The sequence below is a fragment of the Rhodovulum sp. FJ3 genome (assembly GCF_032918305.1).
Taxonomy (GTDB): Bacteria; Pseudomonadota; Alphaproteobacteria; order Rhodobacterales; family Rhodobacteraceae; genus SAT37.
Map to the genome: position 1 here is coordinate 301,009 of NZ_JAWJUU010000002.1, position 16,890 is coordinate 317,898.

Below are 16,890 nucleotides of genomic sequence, written 5' to 3' on the forward strand. Positions count from 1 at the left end.
GATGGCGGACCTGCGCAAAATTATCATCGACGAGCGTGAGATCGAAGTCGATCCCGCTATGACCCTGATCCAGGCCTGTGAAGTGGCCGGCATCGAAGTGCCGCGTTTCTGCTATCATGAGCGCCTTTCGATCGCGGGGAACTGCCGCATGTGCTTGGTTGAGGTCGTGGGCGGCCCGCCGAAACCGGCGGCCAGCTGTGCGATGCAGGTCCGCGATTTGCGCCCTGGCCCCGAGGGTCAGCCGCCGGTGGTCAAGACCAACTCGCCCATGGTGAAAAAGGCGCGCGAAGGCGTGATGGAATTCCTGCTGGTGAACCACCCGCTGGACTGTCCGATCTGTGACCAAGGCGGTGAATGCGACCTGCAGGATCAGGCCATGGCCTATGGCGTTGATTTCAGCCGCTATCGCGAGCCCAAGCGCGCGACCGAGGATCTGGATCTGGGGCCGCTGGTCGAAACCCACATGACGCGTTGTATTTCCTGCACGCGCTGTGTCCGTTTCACGACCGAGGTCGCGGGCATCACCCAGATGGGCCAGACCGGTCGCGGGGAAGACGCCGAGATCACCAGCTATCTGAACCAGACGCTGGACAGCAACATGCAGGGCAACATCATCGACCTGTGCCCCGTTGGCGCGCTGGTCTCCAAGCCCTACGCGTTCACCGCGCGTCCGTGGGAACTGACCAAGACCGAAACCATCGACGTGATGGACGCGCTGGGGTCGAACATCCGCGTGGACACCAAAGGCCGCGAAGTCAAACGCATCATGCCGCGCAACCATGACGGCGTGAACGAGGAATGGATTTCCGACAAATCGCGTTTCGTCTGGGACGGTCTGCGTCGTCAGCGTCTGGATACGCCCTACATTCGTGAAAACGGCAAGCTGCGCCCTGCAAGCTGGCCTGAGGCCTTGTCGGCCGCCGCCGCCGCAATGAAGGGCAAAAAGGTTGCTGGTCTGATCGGTGATCTGGTGCCGGTTGAGGCGGCGTTCGCCCTGAAGCAGCTGGTTGAAGGTCTGGGCGGCAATGTTGAGTGCCGCACCGATGGCGCGAAACTGCCTGCGGGCAACCGCTCGGCCTATGTTGGCACCGCCTCGATTGAGGATATCGATAGCGCCAAGTACATCCAGCTGATCGGCACCAACCCGCGCCTTGAGGCACCGGTTCTGAACAGCCGTCTGCGCAAGGCGTGGGCCGCTGGCACCAACATCGGTCTGGTGGGTGAGGCGGTCGATCTGACCTTTGACTATGCCCATGTCGGTACCGACCGCGCCGCGCTGCAATCGCTGCTGGACAAGGATTTTGGCGACGTTGTGGACGCGCCGTCGTTGATCATCGTGGGGCAGGGCGCCCTGCGCGAGGCAGATGGCGAGGCCGTATTGGCCGCCGCGATGGAACTGGCCGAGAAAACCAACAGCAAACTGATGATCCTGCACACCGCCGCCGCCCGCGTGGGCGCGATGGATGTGGGGGCCGTGACCGAGGGTGGCCTGAGCGCCGCCATCGAGGGCGCCGAGGTGATCTATAACCTCGGCTCGGACGAGGTCGATATCGATGCCGGTGCGACCGTCATCTATCAGGGCAGCCATGGCGACCGTGGTGCACACCGCGCCGACATCATCCTGCCCGCCGCCGCCTACACCGAGGAAAACGGCCTGTTCGTAAACACCGAAGGTCGTCCCCAGCTGGCAATGCGCGCGGCCTTCCCGCCGGGTGAAGCCAAGGAAAACTGGGCGATCCTGCGGGCGCTGTCGGCGGAAACCGGCGACGCATTGCCGTTCGATAGCCTTGCGCAACTGCGTCAGGCACTCGTCGCTGCGGTTCCGCATCTGGCCAAGATCGACACGGTGATCGAGAACGAATGGCAGAAACTGCCTGCCAAATCGCTGGGCAAAGCCAGCCTGCAAAACGCGGTGTCGGATTTCTATCTGACCAACCCGATTGCACGGGCCTCGGCCCTGATGGCGGAATTGTCTGCGGGTGCCAAAGCACGGGCGAACGCGCCCATCGCTGCGGAATAAGGCCCGGTTTGAAACCGGTCGTCCCCCTCTGGGTCGGGGTTGCCGCCTTGGCAGGTCTGACCGGGTGCACCGCACCCGAGGCGGGGGGCGATCAAACGGAACAGGGTGCGTTTTCCCCCACCTATCTGGGGATTGAGACGCGCCTGCTGGACGGGGATCTGGTGAATTTCATCGTGTCGATGGAAGGGGCGAGATCCACGGACGATGTTTCGCACTACGCGCGCTGTGCGGCCGCTCAGTATACACTGATCCGGGGGTACGGTTTTGCGCGACATGTTCGTACAAAAGTCGCACAAGAGGGTGGCGTTTGGCGGGCGGATGCTGTTTACACCATCTCGGCGGCTCTGCCGCCCGGTGTGCGGCAAATCGATGCAGAGGTCGTCGTGGCCCACTGTAAAAACGAAGGAATACCCACGGTCTGAGGGAACGGGGCAAGAATGGCTGATTTTCTAAATACTGGCTTCGGAACGTTCGTGCTGATCGCGGCACAGTGCCTGCTGATTATTGCGTTTGTGATGATTTCGCTGCTGTTCCTTGTGTATGGCGACCGCAAAATCTGGGCCGCTGTACAGATGCGCAAGGGGCCGAACGTCGTTGGCGTTTTCGGTTTGCTGCAATCGGTGGCGGACGCGCTGAAATATATCGTCAAAGAGGTGGTGGTGCCTGCGGGCGCGGACAAGACCGTGTTCATGCTGGCACCCATCGTGTCCTTTGTCCTTGCGATCATCGCATGGGCCGTGATCCCGTTCGCCGATGGCTGGGTTCTGTCGGACCTGAACGTTGCGATCCTCTATGTCTTCGCGGTCTCCTCGCTTGAGGTCTACGGCGTGATCATGGGCGGTTGGGCGTCGAACTCGAAATATCCGTTCCTTGGCTCGCTGCGCTCGGCGGCACAGATGATTTCCTATGAGGTCTCGATCGGCTTGATCATCGTTGGCGTGATCCTGACGACCGGTTCGCTGAACTTTGGTGACATCGTGCGTGCACAGGACGGCAACCTTGGTCTGTTCAACTGGTACTGGCTGCCGCATCTGCCGATGGTGGTGCTGTTCTTTGTCTCGGCTCTGGCCGAAACGAACCGCCCGCCGTTCGACCTGCCCGAGGCGGAATCGGAACTGGTTGCCGGCTATCAGGTCGAATATTCGTCCACGCCCTTCCTGCTGTTCATGGCCGGTGAATACATCGCGATCTTCCTGATGTGCGCGCTGATGAGCCTGCTGTTCTTTGGTGGCTGGCTGTCGCCGATCCCCGGTCTGCCCGATGGCGCGCTGTGGATGGTGGCCAAGATGGCGGTGTTCTTCTTCTTGTTCGCGATGGTCAAGGCCATCGTGCCCCGCTACCGCTATGACCAGCTGATGCGTCTTGGCTGGAAGGTGTTTCTGCCCTTCTCGCTGTTCTGGGTCGTGCTGGTCTCGTTCTTTGCGCATTTTGAACTCTTCGGCGGCGCCTATGCCCGCTGGGCAATCGGAGGCTAATGAACCATGGCATCCATCGACTGGAACCGCGCGGGTAAATACTTCCTGCTGGCCGACTTCATCAAAGGCTTTGGTCTGGGGATGAAGTACTTCTTCGCGCCCAAGGCGACGCTGAACTACCCGCATGAAAAGGGGCCTCTGTCGCCCCGTTTCCGCGGTGAACACGCGCTGCGCCGCTATCCCAACGGCGAAGAGCGCTGCATCGCCTGTAAACTGTGCGAGGCGATCTGTCCCGCACAGGCGATCACCATCGACGCCGAACCGCGCGAGGACGGCAGCCGCCGCACCACGCGCTATGACATCGACATGACGAAATGCATCTACTGTGGTTTCTGCCAAGAGGCCTGTCCCGTAGACGCCATCGTCGAAGGCCCGAACTTTGAGTTCGCCACCGAGACCCGCGAAGAGCTGTTCTATGATAAGGACAAGCTGCTGGCGAACGGCGAACGCTGGGAAGCCGAAATCGCGCGCAACCTCGAGATGGACGCGCCGTACCGATGATCGCACCCATGGTTCATATCGCCACCTTGGCCACGCCTGCGGCGACACGGTCGGTCGGTGTGACCGGTGCCGCCCGCCGTGGCCCCCAACAGGAGAGCGCCCAATGACCGATCTTGGCAAGTTGTTCGAACAGATGATGGAACAAAGCCACGCGATGGCCAAAGCGTTCAACCCCGCGTTGGAGAGCTTTCAGGTCCACGGCTTTGACAAGATCATGCCCACCATGCCCAAGAACTTTATGGACATGATGTGGGGCAACGCGTTCAACAAGGACGGTCTGGACGCCAAGACCCGCCTTCTGGTGGTTCTGGCCGGTCTGACGGTTCTGGGCGCACAGGCCGAACCGCAATTCAAAAGCACCGTGCGCCACGCCCTAGAGGCCGGCGCAACCCAACAGGAGATCGCCGAGGTGATCTATCAGATGTCCATGCTGGGCGGTATTCCGGCGATGACCAAGGCGCTGCAACTGGCCCAATCTGTATTCAAAGAAATCGAGGAGGACAGCGAATGACGGTAGCTGACCTGGCATTTTACTTTTTCGCCATCGTGGCGGTCGTTGCCGCGTTGCTGGTCGTTGTGGCGCGCAACCCCGTGCATTCGGTGCTGTGGCTGATCCTGACCTTCTTGTCGGCGGCAGGCATGTTCGTCCTGATGGGGGCCGAGTTCGTGGCGATGCTGTTGGTCATCGTCTATGTGGGCGCGGTCGCGGTTCTGTTCCTGTTCGTCGTGATGATGCTGGACGTCGATTTCGCCGAGCTCAAGGCGGGGATGGCCAAATACGTGCCCATCGCCGGTCTGATCGGGGTCGTGATCCTGATGCAGCTGACCATGGTGTTCGGCTCGTGGCACATGGCCGACGGGGCAGAGGCCGCACGCGCGGCGGTGACGCCTGACGCGGCCGAGGTGCACAACACCAAGGCCTTGGGCCAGCTGATCTATGATCAATACATCTACCTGTTCCAAGCGGCGGGTCTGATCCTGTTGGTTGCGATGATCGGGGCGATTGTTCTGACCCTGCGCCACCGCACCTACGTCAAACGTCAGGACGTTCTGGCCCAGATGTACCGTGATCCGGCAAGCGCACTGGAACTGAAAGACATCAAGCCCGGTCAGGGCCTGTAAAAGAACAATGTGGCGCGCCATGCGGGGGCGCCACGAACAGACAGAGCGCTGACAAGGCGCTGAAATTTCAAAAAGGGCATACGCCCAGAGGGACGGAATGGTCGGACTAGAACACTACCTGGCTGTCGCCGCGGCACTGTTCGTGATCGGTATTTTCGGCATCTTCCTGAACCGGAAGAATGTCATCGTGATCCTGATGTCGATTGAACTTATGTTGTTGGCCGTGAATATCAACTTTGTCGCCTTTTCGGCCCATATGGGCGATCTGGTCGGACAGGTCTTTACGATGTTCGTTCTGACCGTTGCCGCCGCCGAGGCGGCCATTGGCCTTGCTATTCTGGTCTGCTTCTTCCGGACCCGCGGCACCATCGCGGTGGAAGACATCAACGTGATGAAGGGATAACCGGCCATGGTCAGCATCATTCTATTTGCCCCGTTGATGGGCGCGCTGATCGCCGGCTTTACGTGGCGGTTGATCGGGGAAAAGGGCGCGATGTGGGTCACCACCGGCCTGTTGTTCCTGTCCGCGCTGCTCAGCTGGATCGTGTTCCTGTCCTTCAACGGCGAGACCCAGCATATCCACCTGCTTGACTGGATCGAGAGCGGTAGCCTCTCGACCGAATGGTCGATCCGTCTGGATCGTCTGACCGCGATCATGCTGATCGTTGTGACCTCGGTGTCCAGCCTCGTGCACCTCTACAGCTTTGGCTATATGGACCACGACCCGCAGTGGGGCGAGGGCGAGACGTATAAACCGCGCTTTTTCGCGTATCTGTCGTTCTTTACCTTTGCCATGCTGATGCTGGTCACCTCGGACAACCTGATCCAGATGTTCTTTGGTTGGGAAGGTGTGGGTGTCGCGTCCTACCTGCTGATCGGGTTCTACTGGAAAAAGCCGTCTGCCGGTGCCGCCGCGATGAAGGCGTTCATCGTCAACCGTGTGGGTGACTTTGGCTTTGCTCTGGGTATCTTTGGCCTGTTCTTCCTGACCGACAGCGTGGATTTCAACACGATCTTTGCCGCCGGTCCGACGCTGGCCGAAACCAACCTGACCTTCCTGTGGCGCGACTGGAACGCCGCGAACCTGCTGGCCTTCCTGCTGTTCGTCGGTGCGATGGGTAAATCGGCGCAGTTGTTCCTGCACACGTGGCTGCCCGACGCGATGGAGGGCCCGACGCCTGTGTCGGCTCTGATCCACGCCGCGACCATGGTCACCGCCGGTGTCTTCCTTGTTTGCCGCATGTCGCCCCTGATGGAATACGCGCCCGAGGCGATGGCCTTTGTCACCTTCCTTGGTGCGACGACCGCGTTTTTCGCCGCGACCGTTGGTCTGGTACAAAATGACATCAAACGCGTGATCGCCTATTCGACCTGTTCCCAGCTGGGCTACATGTTCGTGGCGGCGGGCGTCGGTGTTTACTCGGCTGCGATGTTCCACCTGCTGACGCACGCGTTCTTTAAGGCGATGTTGTTCCTTGGTGCCGGTTCGGTCATCCACGCGATGCACCACGAACAGGACATGCGCAACTATGGCGGTCTGCGTAAAAAGATCCCCTATACCTTCTGGGCGATGATGATCGGCACGCTGGCCATTACGGGTGTCGGCATTCCGTTAACCCACATCGGTTTCGCGGGCTTCCTGTCCAAGGATGCCATCATCGAGAGCGCCTATGCAGGCACCGCCGGTGGCTATGCGTTCTGGATGCTGGTTATCGCCGCGCTGTTCACCAGCTTCTACAGCTGGCGCCTGATGTTCCTGACGTTCTACGGGACGCCGCGCGGGGACAAGCACACGCATGATCATGCGCATGAAAGCCCCAAGGTGATGTTGGTTCCGCTGGGCGTTCTGGCCTTTGGCGCGATCTTCTCGGGGATGGTGTTCTATGGTCCGTTCTTTGGCGATCATGACCGCGTCAACGCCTTCTTCGGGATCGAGGCGCACCACGCCGAGGCCGATCCGGCGGGCGATCACGCCACGCTGACCGATGGCACCCATGTCGCCGTTGACAGCCACGCTGCCGAGGCGGACGAGCATCACACCGATGGTGCCGCCGGTCACGACGCCGCTATGGCTGATGAGGGTCACGCCGCCGTTGTTGCCGAACATCACGGCACGGCCCCCAGCGGCGCGATCTTTATGGCACCTGACAACCACGTCATGGACGACGCACACCACGCCCCGACTTGGGTCAAGGTGTCGCCCTTCGTCGCGATGGTTCTGGGTCTGATCACCGCCTTCTGGTTCTACATCGTCAACCCCAGCCTGCCCAAACGTCTGGCCGAGGAACAGCGTCCGCTGTACGAGTTCCTGCTGAACAAATGGTACTTTGATGAAATCTACGATTTCCTCTTTGTCCGTCCGGCAAAATGGTTGGGTAACTTCCTGTGGAAGCGCGGCGACGGCAACGTCATTGACGGCTCGATCAACGGTATCGCAATGGGGATCATCCCGTTCTTTACCCGCGTCGTTGGCCGCGCGCAGTCGGGCTATCTGTTCCACTATGCCTTTGCCATGGTCATCGGGATCGCTGTTCTTATCACTTGGATGTCTATCAGCGGAGGGGCTGAATAATGGATAACCTTCTTTCGTTGATCACCTTCATTCCGTTGGTGGCGGCGCTGGTGCTTGCGCTGTTGTTGCCCGGGAATGATGAGGCATCTCAGCGCAACGCCAAGATGGTTGCGCTGGTTGTGACCAGCTTTGTGTTCCTCATTTCGCTGTTCCTGTTGGCGGGTTTCGATCCGGCAGACACAGGTTTTCAGTTCGTGGAAGAGCACGAGTGGGTTCTGGGCCTGAAATACAAGATGGGCGTTGACGGGATTTCGATCCTCTTCGTCCTGCTGACCACCTTCCTGATGCCGATTACGATCGGGGCCTGTTGGGGGGTGACGCACCGCGTGCGCGAATACATGATCGCGTTCCTGCTGCTTGAGACCCTGATGCTGGGCGTGTTCTGTGCGCTGGACCTGTTCCTGTTCTACGTCTTCTTTGAGGCGGGCCTGATCCCGATGTTCCTGATCATCGGTATCTGGGGCGGGGCAAACCGGATCTACGCCGCGTTCAAGTTCTTCCTCTATACCTTCCTTGGCTCGGTTCTGATGCTGATCGCGATGATCGCGATGTATCTGGACGCAGGCACCGCCGATATTCCGACCCTGATGATGCATCAGTTCGGCACCGAGGCGATTTCGATTGCCGGATGGCAGGTTGTCGGCGGGATGCAGACACTGCTCTGGCTGGCCTTCTTTGCCTCGTTCGCGGTCAAGATGCCGATGTGGCCGGTGCACACGTGGTTGCCCGATGCGCACGTTCAGGCGCCGACCGCAGGGTCGGTTATTCTAGCGGCGATCCTGCTGAAGATGGGCGGCTATGGCTTCTTGCGCTTTAGCCTGCCGATGTTCCCTGTCGCCTCGGACCTGTTGGCGCCGCTGGTTCTGTGGATGTCGGCGATTGCGATCGTCTACACCTCGCTGGTTGCGCTGGTCCAAAGCGACATGAAAAAGCTGATCGCCTATTCGTCGGTTGCGCACATGGGCTATGTGACCATGGGGATTTTCGCGGCCAACAACCAAGGTGTTGACGGCGCGATCTTCCAGATGATCAGCCACGGCTTTGTGTCGGGCGCGCTGTTCCTCTGTGTGGGCGTGATCTATGACCGGATGCACACCCGCGAGATCGAGGCCTATGGCGGTCTGGTCAACCGGATGCCGGCCTATGCGCTGATCTTCATGCTGTTCACCATGGCCAACGTCGGCCTGCCGGGGACCTCGGGCTTTATCGGGGAATTCCTGACGCTGATGGGTGTCTTCCAGGTCAACACGTGGGTTGCGATGGTTGCGACCACCGGTGTGATCCTGTCGGCGGGCTATGCGCTGTGGCTCTATCGTCGGGTGGTCTTTGGCGACCTGATCAAAGAGAGCCTCAAGTCGATCACCGACATGGACAAGCGTGAGCGCCTGTTGTTCGCCCCGCTGGTCGTGATGACCCTGTTGCTGGGTGTTTACCCGTCGCTGGTCACCGACATCATCGGGCCGTCGGTTGACGCCCTTGTTTCCAATCACCAGACGGCAGTTCTGAACGCAGACCTCAGCCCTGCCGTTTCTGTCGCAGCACAGCACTGAGAGGGAGAGCAATGATCTCTGCCGATATTTCCACCGTTCTTCCCGAGATTTTGCTGGCGGTCTATGCGATGATCGCTCTGGTCGCGGGTGTCTACACCGGCAAGGACAAGGTCGCCCCGACCATTCTGTTCCTGACGGCTGCTGTAATGGTCGTGCTGGCCGCGATGATTGGCCTGTCGGGCGGGGGCACCACCACCGCATTCAACGGCGCCTTCATTGACGACGGGTTCGCCCGTTTCGCCAAGGTGACGATCCTGTTGGCCGCCGCCGCCGTTCTGGTCATGAGCAAGGACTATATGCTGCGCCGTGACCTCTTGCGGTTCGAATACCCCGTTCTTGTCGCTCTGGCCTCGGTCGGGATGATGATGATGGTCTCGGCTGGCGATTTGATGAGCCTCTACATGGGTCTCGAACTGCAATCGCTGTCGCTCTACGTTGTGGCGTCGCTGCGCCGTGATAGCGCCAAGTCGACCGAAGCGGGCCTGAAGTACTTTGTTCTGGGCGCGCTTTCGTCGGGGATGCTGCTGTACGGGGCGTCGCTGACCTATGGGTTTGCGGGCACGACCGTGTTCTCGGGCATCATCAGCTCGGTCGGTGAGGACGGCATGTCCATGGGCCTGCTGTTCGGTCTGATCTTCCTGATCACCGGTTTCGCGTTCAAGGTCTCGGCGGTGCCGTTCCACATGTGGACGCCCGACGTCTATGAGGGCTCGCCGACGCCGGTCACCGCCTTCTTTGCGACCGCGCCGAAAATGGCTGCGATGGGCCTGTTCGCGCGCGTGATGTTTGATGCCTTTGGCACCTCGACCGCCGAGTGGGGACAGGTGATTGCCCTGTTGTCGCTGCTGTCGATGTTCCTTGGTGCGGTTGCGGCCATTGGTCAGACCAACATCAAACGCCTGATGGCCTATTCGTCGATCGCCCACATGGGCTATGCCCTGATGGGTCTGGCATCGGGGACCGAGCAAGGGGTCGAGGCGATGCTGCTTTACATGGCGATCTACGTCACGATGAGCGTCGGCACCTTCGCCTTTATTCTGTCGATGGAAAAAGACGGTCAGCCGGTCACCGACATCGCGTCGCTGAACATGCTGTCGAAATCGCATCTGCCCAAGGCCTTGGCCCTGCTGGTCCTGATGTTCAGCCTTGCCGGTGTTCCGCCGATGGTTGGCTTCTTTGGTAAGCTGGCCGTGCTGCAGGCTGCGGTTGAGGCGGGCTATGGCTGGCTGGCGCTGGCAGGTGTGGTCGCATCGGTGATCGGTGCCTTCTATTACCTGCGCATCGTCTACTACATGTTCTTCGGCGATGAGGACAAAGCAGGCATCGACGGCACCATGTCGCCGGTTCTGTGGGTCTTCCTGATGGGCTCGGCCGTGATCATGGTCGTCGGCATGGTGAACCTGTTCGGCGTCGATGGCTTGGCTGCGGCAGCTGCGCAAACCCTTGTTAACTAACAGCTGGCCCGCGGGATATGATCGTCAGGTGCTGTCGTCCATCGACAGCACCAACGACGAAGCCCGCCGCCAATACCAAACACTGCAAGGGCCGAAATGGATTTTGGCCCTGCAGCAAACCGCCGGACGGGGCCGACGTGGCCGACCGTGGGCGGATCCCACCGGAAATTTCGCCGCGACCCTTGTTCTGCCCGATGCCGGTGATCCGGCGGTGGCGGCGCTGCGGTCCTTCGTGGCGTCCTTGGCCCTGTATGAGGCGTTTGTCGCCGCCACGGGGCGCGAGGATCTGTTCACCCTGAAATGGCCGAACGATGTTCTGTTGAACAACGGCAAGGTCGCGGGGATTTTGCTGGAAAGCATCGGCGCAACGCCCGGTGGCGGGATGGGGATGTGCATCGGGATTGGTGTGAACCTTGCCGCCGCGCCTTCTACGGATCAGGTCGAACCGGGTGCCGTCGCGCCCAAAGCCCTATTTCGCGAAACCGGGTGCCGGATAACGCCTGAGGACTTTCTGGACCTGCTTGCGCCGGCCTTTGCCCGTTACGACACGCAGATGGTGCAATACGGCTTTGACGCGATCCGTCAGCCATGGCTGTCGCGCGCCGCGCGTATTGGCGAGGTCATCACCGCCCGCATGGGAACCGAAAGCGTGACTGGCGTGTTTGAAACAGTGGACCAACAGGGGCAACTTGTCCTATCCACCCCCAGTGGCCAACGGGCTATTGCCGCGGCGGATGTTTTCTTTTAGGGGGCGTGGATGCTTCTTTGTATCGACTGCGGGAACACGAATACGGTCTTTTCCATTTGGGACGGATCCCAGTTCCTGTGCACCTTGCGCACCTCGACCGAGCATCAACGTACGGCGGACCAGTATTTTACGTGGTACAAGACCCTGATCACGCACCACGGGTTGGATGTGGACATCACCGATGTGATCATTTCGTCCACCGTGCCGCGCGTTGTGTTTAACCTGCGCGTTTTTGCAGACCGGTATTTCAACACGCGCCCCTATGTGGTGGGCAAACCCGATTGCCTTTTGCCGGTGGAACCGCGCGTGGACGCGGGCACGACGGTGGGGCCGGACCGTTTGGTCAATACCGCCGGTGCGTTTGACCGGCATGGCGGCGATTTGGTCGTGGTCGATTTCGGTACCGCGACGACTTTTGACGTGGTGGCCGAGGACGGGGCCTATGTCGGTGGCGTGATTGCGCCCGGCGTGAACCTCAGCCTAGAGGCATTGCATATGGCCGCCGCCGCGCTGCCCCATGTGGACATTACTAAACCGGCCAAAGTCATTGGCCAGAACACAGTAGATTGTATGCAGTCAGGGGTGTTCTGGGGCTATGTTGGCCTGATCCGCGGGATCACCACCCGCATCCGCGAAGAATATGCCAAGCCGATGCAGATCATCGGCACCGGTGGATTGGCCCCGTTGTTTGCCACCGGAGACGTCCTATTTGACACAATCGAAGATGACCTGACCATGCACGGTCTGACGGTCATCCACGCCTATAATAAGGAAAACCGTTCGCAATGAGCAGTGACAACCGTCTGATTTATCTGCCCCTCGGTGGGGCAGGGGAAATTGGTATGAACGCCTATGTCTATGGATATGGCCCCGCCGAGAATGAGCGCTATATCCTCGTCGATCTTGGCGTCACCTTTCCCGATATGGACACGACCCCCGGGGTCGATCTGATTTTCGCCGATATCGCGTGGCTGGCTGATCGGGCCGACCGTCTGGACGCGATTTTCATCACCCACGCGCATGAGGACCACGTTGGCGCGCTTGGCCATCTGTGGCCGCGCCTCAAGGCGCCGATCTATACGCGTAAGTTCACCGGCAACATCGCGGCGCGCAAGCTGGATGAGCGTGGCTTGGACGGGAGCATGATCAACATCGTCGAGCCGTGGCCCGCCAAAACCAAGGTCGGCGAGATGTCGGTGTCGTTCTTGCCGATTTCGCACTCGATCCCCGAAAGCTCGGCCCTTGTGATCGATACGCCTGCGGGGCGGATCGTGCACACGGGCGATTTCAAACTGGACCAATCGCCCATCGTGGGCGAACCGTTCGATCCCGTCCTCTGGGGCGAAATCGCGAGCAGCGGCGTCAAGGTTCTGACCTGTGACTCGACCAACGTGTTCTCGCCCAAACCCGGCCGGTCCGAGGCGACGCTGGCCCCCGCGATCACGCAGTTGGTCAAGGGCGCGGGCGGCATGGTGGTCGCGACGACCTTTGCGTCGAACATCGCGCGCCTGAAAACGCTGGCCGAGGCGGGGCAGGCGGCGGGACGGTCCATCGTTCTGCTGGGCCGCGCAATGCGGCGTATGGTTGAGGCGGGGATTCAATCCGGTGTCCTGACCGATTTCCCGACCGTGGTCTCGCCCGAGGATGCGAAAACCATCCCGCGTGAGAACCTGATGTTGCTGGTGACCGGTTCGCAGGGTGAACGTCGCGCGGCGGCGGCCCAATTGAGCCGTGGTAAGTTTCTGGGTCTGGAACTGGCCGAGGGGGACCTGTTCCTGTTCTCGTCCAAAACCATTCCCGGCAATGAGCGCGAAGTGCTGCGCATCGTGAACAACCTGTCGGAAAAGAACGTCGATGTGGTGGATGATGGCGCGGACCTTTATCACGTGTCGGGCCACGCGAACCGTCCCGATCTGGAACAGATGCACGACATCATGCGCGCCAAAATGGTGATCCCGATGCATGGCGAACACCGTCACCTGCGCGAACACATGCGTCTGGCCCAGTCCAAGGGCATGGAATCCGCGCTGGCCGTGAACGGGACCATGCTGGACATCACGGGCGACGCGCCGCGCGTCTGTGGCTATGTTGAAACGGGGCGTCTGTATCTGGATGGCTCGGTTCAGATCGGCGCGTTGGACGGGATCGTGCGCGACCGGATTCGCATGGCCCTGAACGGCATGGTGACCGTGACCCTGATCATCGATGAGGATGATGAGCCGCTGGGGGAACCGTGGGTGGAGCTGAAAGGCATTGCCGAGATCGGTCGGTCGAACGCGCCGGTGACCGAGGTTCTGGAGCATGATCTGACCCAACTGGTCAACCGGATGGATGACAAGACGCTGGCCGATGATGACAAGATCGAAGAGGCCCTGCGCCGTCGCGTGCGCCAAACGACGCAGGACGAGATCGGCAAAAAGGTCGAGGTGCAGGTGATTGTCAGCCGCCTGATGGCCTGATCCACACAGACCACTGCAGAAACGAAAAGGGGCCCCGACGGGCCCCTTATTATATTGGCATGCCGCGACGCGGTCGCGTCATGACGCCTTTTTAAAGGAGCGCAGCAAAAAGGCGGGGGTGTGATCGCCCATGCCGACAACCGGTTCGTCGCGCCCGTTGCGACCGCGACCGCCTTTGTTGGAGCTGTTGCTGCGTGCCGGTTTTGCGGTGTCTTTGTCCTGTTGTGCCTTGGGGGCCTCGTCGTCGCTTTTACGGCGGCTGCGGCTGCGGCTGGACTGCGGGGCAGGGGCGTCCGATGCAGTGTCGCTTTTAGCGGGGGCTTCGGATTTCTGTGCGCCGAAATCAACGGGGCAATCCACGCGGGTGATGGTCATTTTGACCAGATCCTCAACGGCGGCGAGGTTTTTTTCGTCGCTGGGCACGCAGATGGTAAAGGCGTTGCCCTCACGACCGGCGCGACCCGTGCGGCCAATGCGGTGCACGTAGTCCTCGGCATGGCTGGGCACGTCAAAGTTGAACACGTGGCTGACGCTGGGGACGTCCAGACCGCGAGCGGCCACATCCGATGCGATCAACAGCTTGAGTTCGCCGTTGCGGAATTTGTCCAGCGTGGCCATCCGTTGGGATTGGTCCAGATCGCCGTGGATCGGGCTGGCGTCCAGGCCATGTTTGCTGAGCGATTTCGCAACGATGTCCACGTCGGCCTTGCGGTTACAGAAGACGATTGCGTTTTTGCACTTTTCGCCCTCGGCGGCGATCAGCGCGCGCAGCACGTCCCGCTTTTCCTTGGCGGCGCGGTCACGGCGGGTCGGTTTGAACTGTACGACGGCCTGCGTGATCGTCTCGTTCGTGGTCGCGGCGCGGGCGACTTCGATCTTTTCGGGCGCGGACAGGAAGGTGTTCGTGATCCGCTCAATCTCGGGCGCCATGGTCGCGCTAAAGAACAGGGTCTGACGGGTGAACGGGGTCAGTTGGAAAATCCGTTCAATATCAGGGATAAAGCCCATGTCCAGCATGCGGTCGGCCTCATCCACCACCATGATCTGAACGCCGGTCAGCAACAGGCGACCGCGCTCAAAATGGTCCAGCAGACGACCGGGGGTCGCGATCAGAACGTCGACGCCCTTGTCGATCAGGGCCTCTTGTTCCTTAAAGCTGACCCCGCCGATCAACAGCGCCTTGGTCAGTTTGGTGTTCTTTGCGTAAACGTCAAAGTTCTCGGCAACCTGTGCGGCCAGTTCGCGCGTCGGCGCAAGCACAAGGCTGCGCGGCATGCGGGCACGGGCACGGCCACGCGACAGCATGTTGATCATCGGTAGGGTAAAGCTGGCGGTTTTGCCGGTCCCCGTTTGTGCGATCCCCAGAACATCGCGCCCCTGCAAGGCGTGCGGAATGGCACCAGCCTGGATCGGAGTGGGGGTTTCGTAACCGGCATCAGTGATGGCGGACAGGACTTTGGGGTCCAGCCCCAAATCGGCAAAGCTTGTCATATAGGCCCTTCTTGGGTGTTTAGCAGCATTCCGGCCGCAATACCCCGCGGCCCGGTCCCCCGTATTGGCGACCTTCAACTTTGCGCTAGGGCATACTGCAAATGCACATTTGGGTCAAGCTTGGCGCAGGTCCCTTGATTTTATGCCAAATCCGGCACAGTTTTCACGCATTGGTGATAAATTAGACTTTTGTCGTGAAACTTTTGATTTGTCTCTCGACCGAACTAAAGTGTATATAGCCTTACGTTAGAGTAAGTTTCGCGGCGCCTTTCGGGGCGGGCTGGGCGCCTATGGCCGCAAAACGGATTTAACGTTGGGGATAACATTCGGTGACGACGTTTTGATGGGCAAATTTTCGGCCCGATATCGTTCTCGAATGATTTGGGGCATTGGGTATGAACGTAAGTGATATTTTTCGACAGAAACTGCATGAACACATGACCGGACAGAAAGTGTCCGCTGCAGAACTGTCGCGCCGTGCGGGACTGAACCCGCGTGCGGTCAAGGACATCTTGGAAAGCCGCGCACAAAGCCCGCGGATCAACACGGTTTTCGCGCTGTGTGATGCGTTGAAGGTCGATCCGACGATTATGTTGGGTCTTCCCCAAAAACCCCAAGTTTCTCAAGAGATTGAAGATCGGCTGTCTCTATATAGTGCAGAAGATCAAGAACGTCTTCTGGCGGCGCTTGAGGTCTTCGCCCGTCAGCCAAGCGCAGCAGAATAAGCGCGCGCAAAAGCGTTTTCGGGTCATCCAATTCCATTCAGGTATGAACTTTCGTTAGCCGGGGGCGGGTGCTCTCGGTTGTTTCTGTTCGTTCGATTGTCGAAAATGGAAAAATCACACGAAAAGTTGCCTTTCAACCTAAAAAGCATAGTTCATGGGGCGTTGTTAAGGGAAACATATCAATTCGAGAGCACAGCGCCTGTTGTGTGATCGACCAAAGAGGTTTCTGTAGGCATGTTTAACGAAGTCGAGCCTCAGGGTGCTGTTCGGATCGCGGGACAGGTTGTGGGTCGCGGCGTGCAGGTGTTGGATGATCTGTCCAAGGCGCAGACGGGCGGCTATTTGTGGGACGGCCCTGTGGCGGTTGCGCTCTGTTCCAATCCCGAGGCCGAATGCCCCTTGTCCGGGATGCTGCTGGATTTGCGCGGCACGCAATTGGTCGAGGTGGGGATCGGGACGGGCGACGACATCCCTTATGATTGGCTTGAGCACTGGGCGCAGAACCTATCCTACATCATTCTGGACGCGGACGCGTGGGGCGGTATTCCGGCGCTGGTCGGGTTTTGCATGTGGTTGCGCCGGTTGGCGCCGTCGGTGCCGATCATCATCCTGTCCTCGGACCCTGACGATCAGGATTTCACAACCGAACGCATCCAGATTTGCGATGTCACGGTGACGAAACCGTTCACCGCGCGCGCGATGTCCCATGCCCTAGCCACGGCCGAGCACAACAACAGCATCTACATCCAGAGCTTTGCCTGAACCAAAAGGCG

General features: G+C 59.9%; 16 protein-coding genes. 15 read left to right on the top strand and 1 reads right to left on the bottom strand.

Annotated elements, in window-relative coordinates:
• Position 1 precedes the first annotated feature (1 nt).
• The 13 genes from nuoG (at position 2) to R1W00_RS06505 (ending at position 13,901) form a co-directional block, all read left to right on the top strand.
• A complete protein-coding gene (gene nuoG, locus R1W00_RS06445; RefSeq protein ID WP_317261909.1) occupies positions 2-2,020 on the top strand; it encodes an NADH-quinone oxidoreductase subunit NuoG in 2,019 nt (672 codons plus the stop codon).
• Between the two features lie 8 nt (positions 2,021-2,028).
• A complete protein-coding gene (locus R1W00_RS06450) occupies positions 2,029-2,442 on the top strand; it encodes a hypothetical protein (protein WP_317261910.1) in 414 nt (137 codons plus the stop codon).
• Between the two features lie 15 nt (positions 2,443-2,457).
• A complete protein-coding gene (nuoH, locus tag R1W00_RS06455; protein ID WP_317261911.1) occupies positions 2,458-3,495 on the top strand; it encodes an NADH-quinone oxidoreductase subunit NuoH in 1,038 nt (345 codons plus the stop codon).
• 6 nt (positions 3,496-3,501) lie between these two features.
• On the top strand, positions 3,502-3,996 hold the full coding sequence (nuoI, locus tag R1W00_RS06460; protein WP_317261912.1) for an NADH-quinone oxidoreductase subunit NuoI: 495 nt from the start codon (positions 3,502-3,504) through the stop codon (positions 3,994-3,996).
• A 103-nt stretch (positions 3,997-4,099) separates the two neighbouring features.
• Complete coding sequence (locus tag R1W00_RS06465; protein ID WP_317261913.1) at positions 4,100-4,507, top strand: carboxymuconolactone decarboxylase family protein; 408 nt, start codon at positions 4,100-4,102, stop codon at positions 4,505-4,507.
• Positions 4,504-5,118 carry an NADH-quinone oxidoreductase subunit J gene (locus R1W00_RS06470; RefSeq protein ID WP_317261914.1) on the top strand — a complete coding sequence of 205 codons (615 nt, stop codon included), beginning with the start codon at positions 4,504-4,506 and terminating at the stop codon, positions 5,116-5,118. Before R1W00_RS06465 ends, R1W00_RS06470 begins: the two co-directional genes overlap by 4 nt.
• 97 nt (positions 5,119-5,215) lie before the next feature.
• Complete coding sequence (nuoK, locus tag R1W00_RS06475; RefSeq protein ID WP_317261915.1) at positions 5,216-5,521, top strand: NADH-quinone oxidoreductase subunit NuoK; 306 nt, start codon at positions 5,216-5,218, stop codon at positions 5,519-5,521.
• Between the two features lie 6 nt (positions 5,522-5,527).
• Entirely contained in the window at positions 5,528-7,690 is a 2,163-nt protein-coding gene (nuoL, locus tag R1W00_RS06480; protein WP_317261916.1) for an NADH-quinone oxidoreductase subunit L, read from the top strand.
• Complete coding sequence (locus tag R1W00_RS06485) at positions 7,690-9,240, top strand: NADH-quinone oxidoreductase subunit M (RefSeq protein WP_317261917.1); 1,551 nt, start codon at positions 7,690-7,692, stop codon at positions 9,238-9,240. The genes nuoL and R1W00_RS06485 overlap by 1 nt, the downstream gene beginning before the upstream one ends.
• Positions 9,241-9,251: 11 nt before the next feature.
• Positions 9,252-10,694, top strand: coding sequence for an NADH-quinone oxidoreductase subunit NuoN (nuoN, locus tag R1W00_RS06490; protein ID WP_317261918.1), 1,443 nt, complete (start codon positions 9,252-9,254; stop codon positions 10,692-10,694).
• Entirely contained in the window at positions 10,654-11,442 is a 789-nt protein-coding gene (locus tag R1W00_RS06495) for a biotin--[acetyl-CoA-carboxylase] ligase (RefSeq protein WP_317261919.1), read from the top strand. The genes nuoN and R1W00_RS06495 overlap by 41 nt, the downstream gene beginning before the upstream one ends.
• 9 nt (positions 11,443-11,451) lie before the next feature.
• Positions 11,452-12,231: a type III pantothenate kinase gene (locus R1W00_RS06500; RefSeq protein WP_317261920.1), complete on the top strand. Its 780-nt coding sequence runs from the start codon at positions 11,452-11,454 to the stop codon at positions 12,229-12,231.
• Positions 12,228-13,901 (top strand): ribonuclease J, encoded by a 1,674-nt coding sequence (locus tag R1W00_RS06505; protein WP_317261921.1) that lies wholly within the window; start codon positions 12,228-12,230, stop codon positions 13,899-13,901. Before R1W00_RS06500 ends, R1W00_RS06505 begins: the two co-directional genes overlap by 4 nt.
• A 78-nt stretch (positions 13,902-13,979) precedes the next feature.
• Here R1W00_RS06505 and R1W00_RS06510 read toward each other — a convergent pair whose 3' ends face one another.
• Positions 13,980-15,392, bottom strand: a complete 1,413-nt coding sequence (locus tag R1W00_RS06510) for a DEAD/DEAH box helicase (RefSeq protein ID WP_317261922.1) — start codon at positions 15,390-15,392, stop codon at positions 13,980-13,982.
• 395 nt (positions 15,393-15,787) lie between these two features.
• Here R1W00_RS06510 and R1W00_RS06515 point away from each other — a divergent pair, with 395 nt between their 5' ends.
• Both R1W00_RS06515 and R1W00_RS06520 read left to right on the top strand, forming a co-directional pair.
• Complete coding sequence (locus R1W00_RS06515; RefSeq protein ID WP_317261923.1) at positions 15,788-16,117, top strand: helix-turn-helix transcriptional regulator; 330 nt, start codon at positions 15,788-15,790, stop codon at positions 16,115-16,117.
• Positions 16,118-16,351: 234 nt separating this feature from the next.
• On the top strand, positions 16,352-16,879 hold the full coding sequence (locus R1W00_RS06520; RefSeq protein WP_317261924.1) for a hypothetical protein: 528 nt from the start codon (positions 16,352-16,354) through the stop codon (positions 16,877-16,879).
• The last annotated feature ends 11 nt before the right edge of the window (positions 16,880-16,890 follow it).